This is a genomic window from Arthrobacter sp. SPT-J7 (assembly GCF_059089965.1).
This window is the reverse complement of record NZ_JBNHFF010000005.1, coordinates 296683-310684: the sequence shown is the minus strand read 5'-3', so window position 1 is coordinate 310684 and position 14002 is coordinate 296683. Positions and strand designations below refer to the sequence as shown.

General features: G+C 66.9%; 12 protein-coding genes. 6 read left to right on the top strand and 6 right to left on the bottom strand.

The features are described 5' to 3' along the window. Positions 1-123 precede the first annotated feature (123 nt). On the top strand, positions 124-513 hold the full coding sequence (locus tag AC5RWX_RS11070; protein ID WP_493942768.1) for a MerR family transcriptional regulator: 390 nt from the start codon (positions 124-126) through the stop codon (positions 511-513). Positions 514-549: 36 nt separating this feature from the next. Further along, positions 550-2124 (top strand): FAD-dependent monooxygenase, encoded by a 1575-nt coding sequence (locus AC5RWX_RS11065; RefSeq protein WP_493944693.1) that lies wholly within the window; start codon positions 550-552, stop codon positions 2122-2124. A 30-nt stretch (positions 2125-2154) separates the two neighbouring features. Here AC5RWX_RS11065 and AC5RWX_RS11060 read toward each other — a convergent pair whose 3' ends face one another. Together AC5RWX_RS11060 and nhaA are read right to left on the bottom strand one after the other, a co-directional pair. Continuing rightward, positions 2155-3147, bottom strand: a complete 993-nt coding sequence (locus AC5RWX_RS11060; RefSeq protein ID WP_494097429.1) for a universal stress protein — start codon at positions 3145-3147, stop codon at positions 2155-2157. Positions 3148-3236: 89 nt separating this feature from the next. Then, positions 3237-4583, bottom strand: a complete 1347-nt coding sequence (nhaA, locus tag AC5RWX_RS11055; RefSeq protein WP_493942214.1) for a Na+/H+ antiporter NhaA — start codon at positions 4581-4583, stop codon at positions 3237-3239. Positions 4584-4774: 191 nt separating this feature from the next. Between nhaA and AC5RWX_RS11050 the strand changes: the two genes are divergently transcribed. Both AC5RWX_RS11050 and AC5RWX_RS11045 read left to right on the top strand, forming a co-directional pair. Continuing rightward, positions 4775-6139 (top strand): TrkH family potassium uptake protein, encoded by a 1365-nt coding sequence (locus AC5RWX_RS11050; RefSeq protein WP_494014813.1) that lies wholly within the window; start codon positions 4775-4777, stop codon positions 6137-6139. Between the two features lie 52 nt (positions 6140-6191). Continuing rightward, complete coding sequence (locus AC5RWX_RS11045) at positions 6192-6830, top strand: potassium channel family protein (RefSeq protein ID WP_493944918.1); 639 nt, start codon at positions 6192-6194, stop codon at positions 6828-6830. Here AC5RWX_RS11045 and AC5RWX_RS11040 read toward each other — a convergent pair. Next, complete coding sequence (locus tag AC5RWX_RS11040; protein ID WP_493944695.1) at positions 6827-7231, bottom strand: hypothetical protein; 405 nt, start codon at positions 7229-7231, stop codon at positions 6827-6829. The two genes, AC5RWX_RS11045 and AC5RWX_RS11040, sit on opposite strands and share 4 nt — an antisense overlap. Before the next feature lie 203 nt (positions 7232-7434). After that, on the bottom strand, positions 7435-8169 hold the full coding sequence (locus AC5RWX_RS11035) for a TetR/AcrR family transcriptional regulator (protein WP_493944696.1): 735 nt from the start codon (positions 8167-8169) through the stop codon (positions 7435-7437). Positions 8170-8340: 171 nt separating this feature from the next. On the opposite strand from AC5RWX_RS11035, the gene AC5RWX_RS11030 reads away from it, so the two are divergent. After that, positions 8341-9300 (top strand): NAD-dependent epimerase/dehydratase family protein, encoded by a 960-nt coding sequence (locus AC5RWX_RS11030; RefSeq protein ID WP_493944697.1) that lies wholly within the window; start codon positions 8341-8343, stop codon positions 9298-9300. A 24-nt stretch (positions 9301-9324) separates the two neighbouring features. Here the strand turns inward: AC5RWX_RS11030 and AC5RWX_RS11025 are convergent, their stop codons facing one another. Then, positions 9325-10887 (bottom strand): cation:proton antiporter, encoded by a 1563-nt coding sequence (locus tag AC5RWX_RS11025; RefSeq protein WP_493944698.1) that lies wholly within the window; start codon positions 10885-10887, stop codon positions 9325-9327. Positions 10888-11320: 433 nt separating this feature from the next. On the opposite strand from AC5RWX_RS11025, the gene AC5RWX_RS11020 reads away from it, so the two are divergent. Beyond that, complete coding sequence (locus AC5RWX_RS11020) at positions 11321-12925, top strand: stealth conserved region 3 domain-containing protein (protein WP_493957105.1); 1605 nt, start codon at positions 11321-11323, stop codon at positions 12923-12925. A gap of 55 nt (positions 12926-12980) precedes the next feature. Here AC5RWX_RS11020 and AC5RWX_RS11015 read toward each other — a convergent pair whose 3' ends face one another. Beyond that, a complete protein-coding gene (locus AC5RWX_RS11015) occupies positions 12981-13895 on the bottom strand; it encodes a phosphodiesterase (protein WP_493944919.1) in 915 nt (304 codons plus the stop codon). Positions 13896-14002 lie beyond the last annotated feature (107 nt).

Below are 14002 nucleotides of genomic sequence, written 5' to 3'. Positions count from 1 at the left end.
AAAATTGGGGGCGCAGCGTCGCGCGGAAGAAATCGTCGACGGCGACAATTCGCGTCGGGACGTGGACAACTCTAACCTGACGTTAGGGTAGGGTTGCAATTGGCCTCAGGAGGGGTTGACGGAATGGACAACGAACGCACTGCGGCGGGACCACGCACCATGCACATCGGTGAACTTGCCGATGCAACCGGCCTGTCGTTGCGGACCATCCGCCACTATGACGAGGTCGGCCTACTGCCGGCCAGCACACGGACCGAGGGCGGATTCCGCGTCTACCTCAGGTCCGATCTCGACCGGTTGTTAATCATTCGCTCCATGAAACCGCTGGGTTTCACGCTGGAGGAGATGGCCGAACTCCTCAAGATCGTCGATGTGTTGTCCGACGGCGCCGACCATCCCGCTGAACGCGAACTTCTGCAGGACTACATCCGCCGCGCGGATGAAAAGCGTGACAAGTTGGCCCTGAACCTCGCGCGGGCGGACGATTTCATCAGCGACCTACGCCGCCGGTAGCCACCAGCGGTACCCTCGGTTTCAGGAGGTAACGCCATGGCAGCCGAACTTCAGACCGACGTCCTGGTCATCGGGGCCGGTCCCACCGGCCTCATGCTCGCCAACTGGCTGGCCAAGCTGGGCATCGAGCACATCATCGCCGACGGCAAGTCGGGCCCCACCCGGGAATCGCGGGCGTTGGGCGTCCAAGCGCGGAGCATGGAAATTTATGACCAGCTGGATCTCGCCGAGACGGTTGTGGCCGAAGGAAGCTTGGCGGAGTCCATCATCATTGGCTTCGGTCCGCGGCCGCGCGGCCGGATCCCGCTGGGCCGAATGGGCCGTGGCATCACGCCGTTCCCGGGTGTCATGTTCTACGAACAAAGCAAGAATGAAGAGTTGCTGCTGCGGAATCTGCAGGCGCTGGGCGGCGAGGTGCTCTGGGCGCACCGTCTGGGCGAGCTGGACATCGCGGACGGCACCCCGAGTCCTGACCACCCCGTCCGGGCCAAGCTGACGGGCCCGGACGGCGAGGCCGTGGTCCGCGCCCGCTACTGTGTCGGAGCGGACGGCGCCTCGTCCACCGTACGCACCAGCCGGGGCATCGCCTTCGAGGGATCCACCAGTCCGCACACGTTCTTCGTCTGCGACGCCACCGACGTGCACGGCCTGTCCCCTGGCTCGGTCAACATCCGCGCCGGCGTCGACGACTTCCTTCTGGGTTTCCCGATGGCAGGCCCCGGCCACGAGCGGCTCATCGGGGTGGTCCCCGATCCCTCCGTTAATTCCCTGAAACCCACCAACGACGGCGGTGCGGAGGTTTCGGAGGAGGCCATCCGGGAGCGTCTGGCCCACCATTTCGACGTCGGATACGGCGGCTCGAACTGGTTCTCCACCTACCGCGTGCATCACCGGATTGCCGGGCAGTTCCGGGACGGTCCAGTGTTCCTCGCCGGCGACGCCGCGCACGTCCACTCCCCCGTGGGCGCGCAAGGCATGAACACCGGACTGCAGGACGCGCATAATCTGGCGTTCAAGTTCGCCGATGTGCTGAGCGGCCGGGCCGCGGACTCCTACCTGGACCGCTACCAGGCGGAGCGGCGGCCGGTGGCGGTGCGGCTGCTGCAAACTACGGACCGGGTGTTCGGGTTCATCACGTCGACCTCGCCCTGGGCGATCGCCGCCCGGAAGTGGGCGCTGCAGTTCCTGATCCCGGTGGTCACCCGGGTGGTGCCGCGGTCCCGGGGCGCTTCCCGCATGTTCGGCTACTTGTCGCAGACCCGGATCCACTACTGGATGAGCCCCGACGCGAAGGAAGCGGCCGGCGGCCGGCGCGGCAAGGTGGTGGGACGGCGGCTGCCCTACACCGGCAGCAACTTCGACACGCTGCGCAGCTTGCAGTGGCAGGTGCACTCATACGGTGAGCCAGGCCCCGCCGTCGTCAATCATGTGCAGTCAGCACTGGGGCTGACCGTGCACGTGCTGCCGCGCAACGGGAACACGAGGCTGGATCCGGAGCAACTGTACTTGGTGCGGCCGGATGGGTTTGTTGCGGCTCAGGCTGCGCCCAGCTACGCCGTGTCAACGTTCAGCCAGGCGCTGCGGCGCGGACGCCGCTCGGTCAAGGTCTGACCCGAATGCCGACTCCGGCGGAACAGTCGGCTAGACCTGCACGCCTTTGGGCACCACCATCATCGGGCACATTCCGTGGTGCAGCACGGCCTGGCTCACCGAGCCGAGCAACAGGCCGGGAAAGCCGCCGTGGCCGCGGGTGCCCAGCACCAGCAGTCCGGCAGTGCGGGTGGCATGGATCAGCACCTCGGCGGGTTTGGTGAGGTAAAAGTTCCAGCTGGCATCCAGCTTCGGATAGCGGCCCTGAACTTCGCCCAGCACGGCGTCCAGTTCGGCGGCGACTTCCTCGCGGAACCGCTGCGCCCCTGCCGCATTGTCCAGCCAGAGCGAGTCGCGGTAGAAGGGTGCACGAGCGGACAGTATCCGCAGCGGGCTGGCACGCCGGACGGCTAGTTCGGCGGCTGCCCACAAGGCCGGATTGGAGCTGCCCGCAGCATCAACACCAACCACCACCTGCCCGGCGTAGCTGAACTTCTCGTTGGGGTCCGGCGGATGCAACCCCTGGTCTGTTCCGCCCTGCGGCGACGGGACCAGCCACGGCACCGGCCCCACCGGCAGCGCCGCAGCCGCGTCGTCGGAGACTTCAGCTGCTGTTTTCCCTGGTGTCCACCGCTCCGGCACCACCACTGTGGGACATTCTCCGTGGGCCGCCAGGGCGGAGGAGACACTGCCCAACAGCCGGCTGGCGAAGCCGCCGCGGCCGCGTTTGCCCACCACAGCCAGCCCCGCGGATGCCGACTCGTCCACCAGCACCTCGCTCGGATCCCCGGAGACCACGTGCCCTTCGGCCCGCAGCCCCAGAGCTCCCGCGCGGTCCAGCGCCGTCTGCAGCACGCTTTCCCCGCCGCGCCGGGCGGTCGCTAGGTACTGGTGGTCCACTTGGGGATCATCAACGCCGGCGGTCGAAACCACGATGACCAGCCGCACCGGCCAGCCCCGGGACTGAGCCTCGGACAGCGCCCAGTCCAGTGCCCGGCCGCTGGTTTCCGAGCCGTCGAATCCCACCAGGACGAACTCTTCCATGCCCCCACCCTAGGGGAAGCCGGCGGCGCTGAGTAGGTGTGGCAACCCATAGGGGCGGCGGGCGTCCCGCAGGCAGCGGGGTCGGCCGATTACTCGTTGCCGTCTCTCTGATAAACGTCCGGGATGCCGTCGTGGTCGGCGTCGACCTGCTCCTCTGCCTCGATCTGCCGGTAGTGCCGGTTGCGGGCACGGAGCACCACCGAAGCGAGCAAGGCTGCCAACAGCGACGCCGCAAGAATCGCGACCTTGGCATGGTCATTCGCCGGCGTGCCCAGGCCGAAGCTGAGCTCGGCCACCAGCAGCGAGACGGTGAAGCCAATGCCCGCCAGCAGGGAGATTCCCAGCAAGTCAACCCACTTGAATGATTTGTCCAGTTCGGCCTTGGTCAGCTTGCTCATCAGCCACGTGGTCCCGACAATACCGATCGGCTTGCCCAGCACCAGACCGGCAATAATGCCGATCGCCACCGAATCGCCCAGCGCAGAGACGAAGCCTTCGACACCGCCGATAGCCACGCCGGCGGAGAAGAAAGCGAACACGGGAACCGCGCACCCGGCCGAGACCGGGCGGATCCGGTGTTCGAATGTTTCGGCGAGTCCGGGCCCCGCCTCCGGCCCTCCACTGGCGCGGCTGCGCAGCACCGGTACCGTGAAGCCGAGCACCACGCCGGCGACGGTGGCGTGGATGCCGGAGGCGTGGACCAGCGCCCACGCCACCACGCCGATCGGCAACAGGATGACCCACATGGCGATGCGGTGCTTGCCGAAGACGGCGCGGAACTTCTGCACCAGGAAGGCGTAGAGGGCAATCGGAATCAGCGACAGCAGCAGGGCGGTGGTGTTGATTTCCTCGGTGTAGACGAAGGCGATGATGGCAATCGCGATCAAATCGTCCACCACTGCCAACGTAAGCAGGAAGATCCGCAGCGCGCTGGGCAGATGCGAGCCGATGACTGCCAAGACCGCCACCGCAAAGGCGATGTCCGTCGCGGTCGGGATAGCCCAGCCACGCAAGGTCTCGGGACTGCCCCAGTTAATGGCTGCATAGATGAGCGCGGGGACAACCACTCCGCCCAGAGCGGCTGCCACCGGCACCATGGCCTTGCGCGGGCTGCGAAGATCCCCGGCAACGAACTCGCGTTTCAGCTCCAGCCCGACCAGGAAGAAGAACACCGCCAGCAAACCGTCCGCAGCCCAGGCGCCCAGACTCAACTCCAAGTGCCAGGGCTTATAGCCGACGGTGAAGTCGCGCAGGGCGAAATACCCGTCGGCCGCCGGTGAGTTTGCCCAGATCAGGGCGACGACCGCGGCGAACACCAACAGGGCGCCGCCGACCGTTTCCTTCCGCAGAATTTCGCCGATTCGCAGCGCTTCAGCATAGCTTCCGCGCCCCAAGACTTTGGGTTTGGCGGACGATTCAGGGGATTTAGCAGCCATCACGGCTCCTCATAGGGTCGACAACAGAAATTGCCGACCAGACTTCCCGGCGCACCTCTTCCACCCTATCCACCGCTTCGACGCGCATCAAACGAGGTTGTGGCGCAAGCGGTGCTAATCTGGCCGCTATGCAAGCCGGGGTCGGTTGGTTGCAGCGGGTGACATCGTCCATCCGGCACACCGTCAAACGCGTGCCGGCAACGGGCGCCTCCGCTCTCAGGCGGCTGCGGTGGGCGCCGAAGCACCCGGCGCAGTTGATCGTGCTGGGCTTCGTCGGCGCCATCGCGGCTGGCACCGGCATCTTGATGCTTCCGATAGCCAAGCGGGGAGCAGGCGGGGCCGGCTTCCTGGAGGCCCTGTTCACGGCCACGTCCTCCGTCTGCGTGACCGGGTTGGCGGTGGTCGACACTGCGGTGTTCTGGACCCCGTTCGGCCAAGTAGTCATCATGGTCCTGATCCAGTTGGGCGGCTTCGGCGTCATGTCCTTCGGCGCGCTGCTCGGCGTCCTACTGGCTGGCAGGCTGGGACTCCGAGCCCGCATTTCCGCCGCAGCGGAAACCAAAAGCGCCGGATTCGGCGATGTGCGCGCCGTGCTGCTCGGGGTCCTGCGTATTTCCCTGCTGACCGAGGCCGTGTTGGCCATCATCCTGATGTTCCGCTTCATCATCGGTTACGGCTACTCCCCCGGACGCGCCCTCTGGGAAGGCGTGTTCCATGCGGTGTCGTCTTTTAACAACGCAGGCTTCGCCTTGTACACGGACAACCTGATGGGGTTCGCCGGTGACCCGTGGGTCTGCCTGCCGATCGCTGCGGCGGTCATCATTGGCGGCATGGGTTTTCCCGTGCTGGTGGAGCTGTACCGTCACTACCGCCGCCCCATCCACTGGAGCATGAACACCAAACTGGTACTCAGCGGCACCGCCGTGCTGCTGGTGCTCGGCACGGTTTTCATCACCGCGGTGGAGTGGGGCAACCGGGCAACCCTAGGCTCCATGCCTCCCGGCGAGCGCATCATGGCAGGTTTTTTCCAGTCGGTCATCACCCGCACCGCCGGATTCAACAGCGTGGATATCGGCCAGCTCCATCCGGTGAGCTGGATGGGCATGGACATCCTGATGTTCATCGGCGGCGGCCCGGCCGGGACCGCGGGCGGGCTGAAAATCACCACCTTCGCCGTGCTGTTCTTTATTCTGTACACCGAGATCCGCGGCGGCGCCGCGGTCAATATCTTCGGCAAGCGCCTCTCCCGCTCCGTGCACCGCCAGGCCATCACGGTGGTGCTGCTGGCGATCGCCGTGGTGGTTGCCGCCACCATGGCCCTGATGTTCCTGGCCCCCTTTGGCCAGGAACGGCTGCTGTTCGAGGTGGTGTCGGCTTTCGGCACCGTCGGGCTCTCCACCGGCATCACGGCCGCCCTGCCGCCGGCCGGCCAAGGCATCCTGATCACGCTGATGTTCATCGGCCGGCTTGGTCCGGTGACACTGGCATCCGCCCTCGCCCTGCGGCAACGCCCCATCCTGTACGAATACCCTAAGGAAAGGCCGCTCATTGGCTAAGACCCATTCCCACTTCCCACGCACCAGCGAGCGCAGCCGAGAAGTGCAGACAATGGCCGTCATCGGGCTCGGCCGCTTCGGCGGAGCCGTGGCCCGTGAACTCGAAAGCCAAGGCACCCAGGTCCTGGGCATCGACAGCGACGAGGACAAGGTGCAGGCGTTCAACGGCCTGCTCACGCACGTGGTCCGTGCCGATTCGACTAAAGAAGAAGTCCTGCGCCAACTCTCGGTGCATGAATTCGACCGGGTGGTAGTGGGAATCGGCACGGACATCGAGGCCAGCATCCTGACCGCCTCCAGACTGCTGAAGTTCGAGACACCGGTCATTTGGGCCAAAGCGATCAGCGAGCCGCACGCGGAGATCCTCGAGCAGCTCGGCGTCCAGCACGTGGTCCGTCCGGAAAATGACATGGGCAGGCGTATCGCCCACCTGGTCCGCGGCGCAATGCTGGATTACGTGGAATTCGAAGACAACTTCGTGATGATACGCACCTCGCCGCCGTCCATCGCCCAGGACCGCCCGCTCGAGGTGCTGCAGCTGCGCTCGAAGTTCAACATCACCGTTGTTGCGGTCAAGCGTCGGGGCGGGGTGTGGGAGCACACAACCGGGCAGACCGTGCTGTACGACGACGACCAGATCATCGTTCAGGGCAGCAAAGACAAGGCCGAAGCCTTCAGCGCCTTGGTCTAGCCGGCCAGCAGCATGGCGAGCAGTCCGACCAGGGCAGACAACACGCCAACCGCCGTGAGGATCTTGCCCAGCAGCAGCACAATCCGGCCCGGCGGCTCCGGTTCGGACACCTGCCACCGGTCGGGCCGGCGAGCGTCGTAGTAGACCAGCACGTCCGAGCCGGCCGCCACGTCGGAGCTGGATCCAGCGGGGAATACGCCTTCCAAGAACCCGTGCCGGGTGTCGAACCAGCGCACGCCCCGGCGGCGTCCGTCGTCGAACGCCACGCCGTCTGCACTGTGCCAGCGGATCCCCGCCAGCCGCAGCACCGCGGCTACCAACAGCAACAGCACGCCCGGTACCAGCGCAGCCCACGTCAGCACTTCGGTCACCAAGCCGATGGACGTGGCAAGATCTGGCATGGACAGATCGTATGCCACCCGACGGATTCTCCGGGGAAAATTTTGCTGAACATTGCACGGTGACAGCCCGCAGTGACGACGGAGGCGCTGTCGCGGATCTCCACCGGTATCCACGGGTCTCCACGCGCTCGCTGGCGCTCGCTTGGTCGACCACCGCGCTCGCTTGGTCGACCACCGTGCGCGTTTGGCCGACCACCGTGCGGTTAGGGCAGGCCGAGGATGCCGGCGAACACGTCCAGATGGTGTTCAAAGAGGGATCCGGGTTCGGTAAAGGTGTCCCGCCCGTATTGGCCGAATACCTCGAAGCTCACGGCGCCGAAAAGCGCCGTCCAGACCAGTGCGCCGCGGGCGACCAGCTCGTCGGGAGCTGTCAGGCCCATCTCCTGTCGGATGGCCGCAAGGTCACGCTGCAGGGCTGCTTCATGCTGCACGGCTTCCTGCCGCGCCGGCTGAGGTGCGGCCCCCTCCGCTTCGGACTGCGCCGTGATCGCACCTTCCCGGTAGGCGTCGTCGATAATCCGCACCAGCGCGGTGACCACCCGGATGCCGGGACCGGTAGTGCGCTCGGCGGGAGCCTGGTACCCCGGCACCGGCGACCCGAACAACAGGGCGTAGCGGGCCGGTTCCCGCACGCCCCATTCCCGTACTGCCCTGCACAGCGCCCGGAACCTGGCCCCGGCGTCGCGCTCCCCGGCAGCCGCGACCGCCTGCTCCACGGCTTCGCCCAGTTCGTTGTAGGCCTCCACCACCAGCAAGGTGAGCAGCTCATCCCGGCTGGCCACGTAGCGATAGACCGCAGAAGACACCACGCCAAGTTCGCGGGCCACGGCGCGCAGCGATAACGCCGCGGCGCCGACCTGGCTCAACTGTTCACGCCCGATCCGGATGATGTCGTTGATGGTTTGTTCGCGGGCGCGTTCGCGCGGGGTGCCTGCCATGCCCCGATCCTGCCGGATTGGCGAGAGCACTGTCAACTTTCGAGAGCACCGCTCTTGACAAGCACAACACTCGGGTCCAAAGTAGTTACCGAGAGCACTGCTCTCGAATGGCCGAGACGCCCGTCGACGCCACCACGAACCCGACTTTCGACCAAGGACAGGAACATCACCATGAGCAACCTCTACGTCGTTACCGGAGCCGGCCCGGTTGGCACCACCGTCGCCGAGCAACTGGCCGGGCAGGGCCACCGCGTGCGGATCCTGACCCGCTCCGGCAGCGGGCCGGTCCACCCGCTGGTGGAGCGCCGGTCCGCGGACGTCTCCCGCCCCGGCGAGCTGGACGAACTTTTCGCCGGCGCTGCCGCGGTCTTCCACTGCATCCACGCCAGCGCCTACAGTGCAGCTGCGTGGCAGGCCGAACTGCCGGCGGCCGAGCAGAATGTCCTGGCCGCGGCCGGACGGGCGGGAGCGGTGGTGGTCTTTCCGGAGAGCCTCTACTCCTACAACCGGCCGGACCAGGTGATGACTGAAAACAGCCCGCGGCGGGCCAGCGGCGGCAAACGCGGCGTGCGCACGGCCCTGCTGGCCGGCCGGGCTGCGTCGGCCACGCCCACCGTGAGCGTGGTGGCCTCGGACTTCTTCGGCCCGCATGTGCTGAACGCGCACGCCGGCGAGCGCATGGTGCCGCTGGTGCTGTCCGGCAAGACCATCCGGGTGCTGGGCAAGCCGGACCAGCCGCACTCCTTCACCTACGTTCCGGATCTGGCCGCGGCGATGATTGCCGCCGCCGGCAACCGCAAGGTTTGGAACACGGTGCTGCATGCCCCGACCGTTCCGGCCGTCACGCAGCGCGGCATCGTCGAGGCTTATGCCCGGGCCGCCGGCACCCCGGCGCCCAAAGTCGGTTCTATTCCGGGCTGGCTGCTGCGCGGCATGGGCGCCTTCGCCGCCGGGATGCGCGAACTGGTGGAGATGAGCTACCAGTTCGAGCGGCCGTTTGTGATGTCCTCGGCGCAGAGCGAAGAACTGCTGGGGCTCCGGCCAACTCCACTGGACCAGGCCGCGGCGGAGACCGTGAGCTGGTGGCGCGGCCGCTTGGCGTCCCGGCAGGAAGCCGTCTCTGCCGCCTGAACCGGCCCTCTCGCCGTCGTGGTTTTAGCGGATGGAGATGGTTCGCAGGTCCAGTTGCCGCAGCACGCGGTCAACAACCTCCGGGTCCATGTCCGGTTCGCTGCGCGCCGCCACGACCTCCTGCCGGGCGGCATTCAGCGCAATCGTCTGGGCGGTGACCAGCACCTCGCGGCCGGCCTTGCGTGACTTCGGCTGCTTGTTTCCGGCAGCGTGCAGCAAATCGGTGCCCAGCCGGTGCATCCGCTGCTTGACCGCCTCGACTTTTTCCGCCGGCAGATCCTTCATCAGCTCGGAGTCGTGCAGGGCGGCAATGGCAGCCTCCTGCGCCCGGCCAGCCAAGACGCGCGCCGCTTCGTGTTCTTCGGTGCCGCCGTCCTGGGCCTTCAACACGCGCATCAGCCACGGCAGGGTCAGGCCGGGCAGCACCAACGTTGCCAGCAGCACGGCGCAGGCAACCACCAGGATCTCGTGCCGGCCCGCGAAGGCCGTGCCGTCGGGCAACGTCACCGGGATGGCCAGTGCCAGCGCCAAGGTGGCGAGCCCGCGCATGCCGCACCAGGTCAGGATCAGCACGTCCTTGGTTGAGGTCGGCGGCAGTGCGTCCTCCTTGGCGCGGGACAGCCACGCCAACCCGGCCATCCACAGGAACCGCACGGCGATCACCAGGACGCACACGGTGACGGCCAGGCCGAGCATGCCGAAGACGGCGGTGCCCTCCTCCACGACCACCTGCCGGATCTCCAGCCCCATCAGGCCAAAGGCCAAGCCGGTGGCCAGCAGTTCCACCACGTCCCAGAACGCGCGGCGGGTGACCCGCTCGGCGGCATCCTGCGGCCGGGACCGCCGTTGGATCTCCAGCGCGGTCACCACCACCGCCACCACGCCGGATGCGTGGAGTTCTTCAGCCAGGATGTAGGCGGCAAAGGGCACCACCAGCGTAATGGCACTGCGGGCCACCAGCGCAGTGACGAAATGGGTAATCATCATGGTGATCCAGCCCATCAAAATGCCGAGCGCGACGGCGATGGCGGCCCCCAGCAGGAAGTGGAGCAACAGTCCCACGCCGACGTCGCTGCCGGACAGCGACGCTCCCACAGCGGTCTGGAAGATCACGATGGCCGCGGCATCGTTGAACAGGCCCTCGCTCTGCAGCACCGTGATCAGCCGCCGCGGCATGTGGACGCGCCCGGCAACGGATTCCACCGCCACCGGGTCGGGCGGTGCCATCACGGCGCCCAGCGCAATGGCCGCCGGGATGCCGATGCTGCCGATCATCAGCCAGGCCGCACCGGCCACCACCGCCGTGGTCACCGCCACCAGGGCCACCGCCAGCAGGACGATGGTGCGCCAGCGGATCCGGAAAACCGCCCACGAGCTGCGCTGCGCGGTGGCATAGAGCAGCGGCGGCAGGAAAAGCGGGAGAATCAGCTCCGGGGTAATGTCGATTTTCGGAAACCCCGGAATGAAGGTCAACGCAACCGCCAGCAGCAGCATCAGCACCGGGTAAGGCAGCCGCAGCCTTTCGCCGAGGCCGACGGCCACCACCGTGGCAAAGAGCAGTCCGATAATGAGTGCCAGTTGGTCCACTGTCCCGCTTCCGTCGAGGTGGTGCTGAGGATGAGCCGGGTCTGTGGACGCGGTTCCGGGTGCTCCAAATCTACAGCGCCGCACCTGACGCCCGCAGGCCCCCAACCTCGGTCGGGATGGGCCCTTGTGGGCCAACCGGTGCCGGTGAGAAAGTGATTCCATGCCCGCAGATTTCGCCCCAGTGAGCCGTGAGTTCAGCCGAAACGTGCTGCTGCCCGGCGGGGATCGGTCCCGTCAGTCGAGAGCGGGCCGGTCCGCGACCGCGGGCAGGTCTAACTCGATGTACCGTCGCAGTATGGTCCCCCACTGACACATGCGCCACCGCCGTCCTCGCGGCAGCGCCTGCAATTCCCGCCCGCCCACGTTCTACCACGGCTGGCACCAGCCCGGCTGTCGGCTGGCGCCGCCCACTTCCGGAGGTTCAATGACAACCATGCCTGCACCACAGGACGCGTTCTACGCCGAGCCCGAACCCGCCCTCGCACCCGAGGCGGCGGTCGAGATTACCTCGCCCGCCGCCGTCGTGCGCCTCACCGAGCGCCCCGATGTGGTCAAGGTCAAGGGCGTTTACGCGCTGGTCAACACGTCCCTGACCCCGCACCAGGCGATGGTGGAGGACCTGCTGTTTGTCCGGCGGGTCCTTGACCAGGCGCAGATTCCCTACCTGTTGGTCCGCGGCAACGACGCCCGGCCGGTGGTGGCGGTGAACTGGGAACAGCGCGACGGGCTGCGCGCAGCCCTGCTGGCGGCCTGCGCGGACGAGCCGTTCTATTCCCTGACCATGGACGCGAAGAAGAAGACCGCCCGGCTGGTGGCGGACTGCGAGCTCGCCGAGGGCGACCAGGCGCGGGCCATCCGGCTGTACCGCCCGCGGATCGAGCCGACCGGCGGGCTGCGCTACGGCCAGGGCACCGGCGTGCAGGTGGAGCTGTGGCGCTGGGACAACGGGCTGATCCACCTGCCGATTGAAAACTCACTGACCCGGCGCACGCTGCCGGCCGCGGAGGCGGTCCGCGGCGAGGTGGAACGCTACGGGCACCGCTGGCCGACCATCGAGAACATGTTCGCCGACCATGCCACGGACATCGACTTCGAGATCGACATCGTGTTTTCCTGGGTGGACGGGAACAACCGCGAGTACCAGCGCTACCGCAACAGCTTCATGGAAAACGCGGTGGTGGGCGAAGGCGACGACGCCGAGGCGCGCTTCCGCCAGATCGACGAACTGCGGTACGCGCTGCGCTCGGTGTACATGTTCGCGCCCTGGATCCGGCGCATCTTCATCTGCACCGACTCGCCCCTGCCGGACTGGCTGGACGCGGAGCACCCGGACATACAGGTGGTGCGCAGCGCGGAGCACTTCCGCGACCCGGCCGTGCTCCCGGTCTTCAATTCGCAGGCGATCGAGGCGCAGCTGCAGCACATCGAGGGCCTGGGCGAGCACTTCCTCTATTCCAACGACGACATGTTCTTTGGCCGGCCGGTGGGCCCGGACATGTTCTTCTCCCCCGGCGGGATCACCAAGTTCGTGGAGGCCGACACCCGGATCGGGCTCGGCGACAACCATCTGGACCGCTCCGGTTTCGAGAACGCGGCCAGGGTGAATCGCAAGCTGCTGTACGACCGCTTCGGCCGGATCACCACCCGGCATCTGGAGCACTGCGCGGCGCCGCTGCGCAAATCCGTGCTGCTGGAGATGGAGGAAGAATTCGCCGACGAGTTCAAGTCCACCGCGGCCAGCCGGTTCCGAGCCAAGGACAACATCTCGGTGACCAACTCGCTGTACCACTACTACGCGTTGCTGACCGGCCGGGCAGTGACCAATCCGGGCGCCAAGGTCACCTACGTGGACACCACCATGTATTCCGGCCTGGCGAAACTGGAGAGGCTGCTGCAGAAGCGCAACCGGGACTTCTTCTGCCTCAACGACGGCAGCTTCCCGGAGGTCCCTGCCGAGGAACGCCAGCGCGTGGTCACCGACTTCTTGGCCCGCTATTTCCCGCTCCGCGCACCGTGGGAGAAGCAGCCGACTGCCTAGCAAGCCTCCCGGCTCCCGACGTCAAGCCGGCCTGATCCGGCCGGGGGGGCGTCGGTCAGTGGTGGGCCGGAATCCGGCCCGGCCGCACGGCGTCGGGAATGACGACGGCGGCGTCCTCCAGCCGCTGCCGGGTCTCCGCCGCGGTGACCTGCCGTCCGACCGGCAGCCCTCCGCGGGCCGGAACCACGGAATGGACCACCGTGTCCTCGTAGACGTGGACCATGTTGTAGGCCTGCGCGGCATCCCGGCCGCGGGTGCTGCCGGCGTCGGCGGCCAGGTCCTGGGTGTAACAGGTCGCCGAGGCGACGGACACCGGAATGCCGGCGAACGTGGCGGTGGTGGAATAGTGCAGGTGGCCGGCGACGATCCCGGTCACGTCGCTGCCGCGCAACACCTCGGCCAGTTCGGCCTGGCCGCGCAGCTCCACCAGCACCGCCAGGTCCTGCACGCTGGGCACCGGCGGGTGGTGCATGGCGAGGATGGTTCCGTGCGGTGCGGGTTCGGCCAGCTCGTCGGCCAGCCACTGCAGTTGCTCGTCCTCCAGCTGGCCGTAATGTGCGCCCGGAACGGTTGAATCCAACGTCATCACCCGCAGGCCGTTGACGTCGTACACCCGGTCCAACGGTTCGGCGCTGGCGGGCTCGTCCAGCAGCATGGTCTTCAGCCCGGAGCGGTCGTCGTGGTTGCCCATTGCCCAGATCACCTGGGCCCCGAGGTTCACCGCCGCTGGTTCTACGATTCTTCGCAGTCTGGCGTAGGCCTCCGGCTCACCCTTGTCCGCCAAGTCGCCGGTAAAGATCAGGGCTTCGGGCCGGGAACCGGAGTCTTGCAGATCCTCAAAGATCTGCGCCAGTCTGGCTTCGCTGTCCACCGCTCCGTAGAGCCGGCCGTCGCCTGCCACTAAATGCGTGTCACTGATGTGAAGTAGGAAGTGGTTGGGCCGTGGATGCTCGGCCTGACGGAGGTCCATCATCTACCTTCTGTTGCTCGCCTGACGTGTGCTGTCCGGTTCACTACAAACCATACAAACAGAAAAATGCTGAACTGTGGGTGAATTTGACGCGGCAGTTACACATA

Bases quoted from the DNA above. Each gene is read 5' to 3' on its own strand.
- AC5RWX_RS11020 (WP_493957105.1), top strand. From the start codon at position 11,321: ATGCCTGCACCACAGGACGCGTTCTACGCCGAGCCCGAACCCGCCCTC.
- AC5RWX_RS11035 (WP_493944696.1), bottom strand. From the start codon at position 8,169: ATGGCAGGCACCCCGCGCGAACGCGCCCGCGAACAAACCATCAACGAC.
- AC5RWX_RS11040 (WP_493944695.1), bottom strand. From the start codon at position 7,231: ATGCCAGATCTTGCCACGTCCATCGGCTTGGTGACCGAAGTGCTGACG.
- AC5RWX_RS11015 (WP_493944919.1), bottom strand. From the start codon at position 13,895: ATGGACCTCCGTCAGGCCGAGCATCCACGGCCCAACCACTTCCTACTT.
- AC5RWX_RS11045 (WP_493944918.1), top strand. From the start codon at position 6,192: ATGGCCGTCATCGGGCTCGGCCGCTTCGGCGGAGCCGTGGCCCGTGAA.
- AC5RWX_RS11070 (WP_493942768.1), top strand. From the start codon at position 124: ATGGACAACGAACGCACTGCGGCGGGACCACGCACCATGCACATCGGT.
- AC5RWX_RS11065 (WP_493944693.1), top strand. From the start codon at position 550: ATGGCAGCCGAACTTCAGACCGACGTCCTGGTCATCGGGGCCGGTCCC.
- AC5RWX_RS11030 (WP_493944697.1), top strand. From the start codon at position 8,341: ATGAGCAACCTCTACGTCGTTACCGGAGCCGGCCCGGTTGGCACCACC.
- nhaA (WP_493942214.1), bottom strand. From the start codon at position 4,583: ATGGCTGCTAAATCCCCTGAATCGTCCGCCAAACCCAAAGTCTTGGGG.
- AC5RWX_RS11060 (WP_494097429.1), bottom strand. From the start codon at position 3,147: ATGGAAGAGTTCGTCCTGGTGGGATTCGACGGCTCGGAAACCAGCGGC.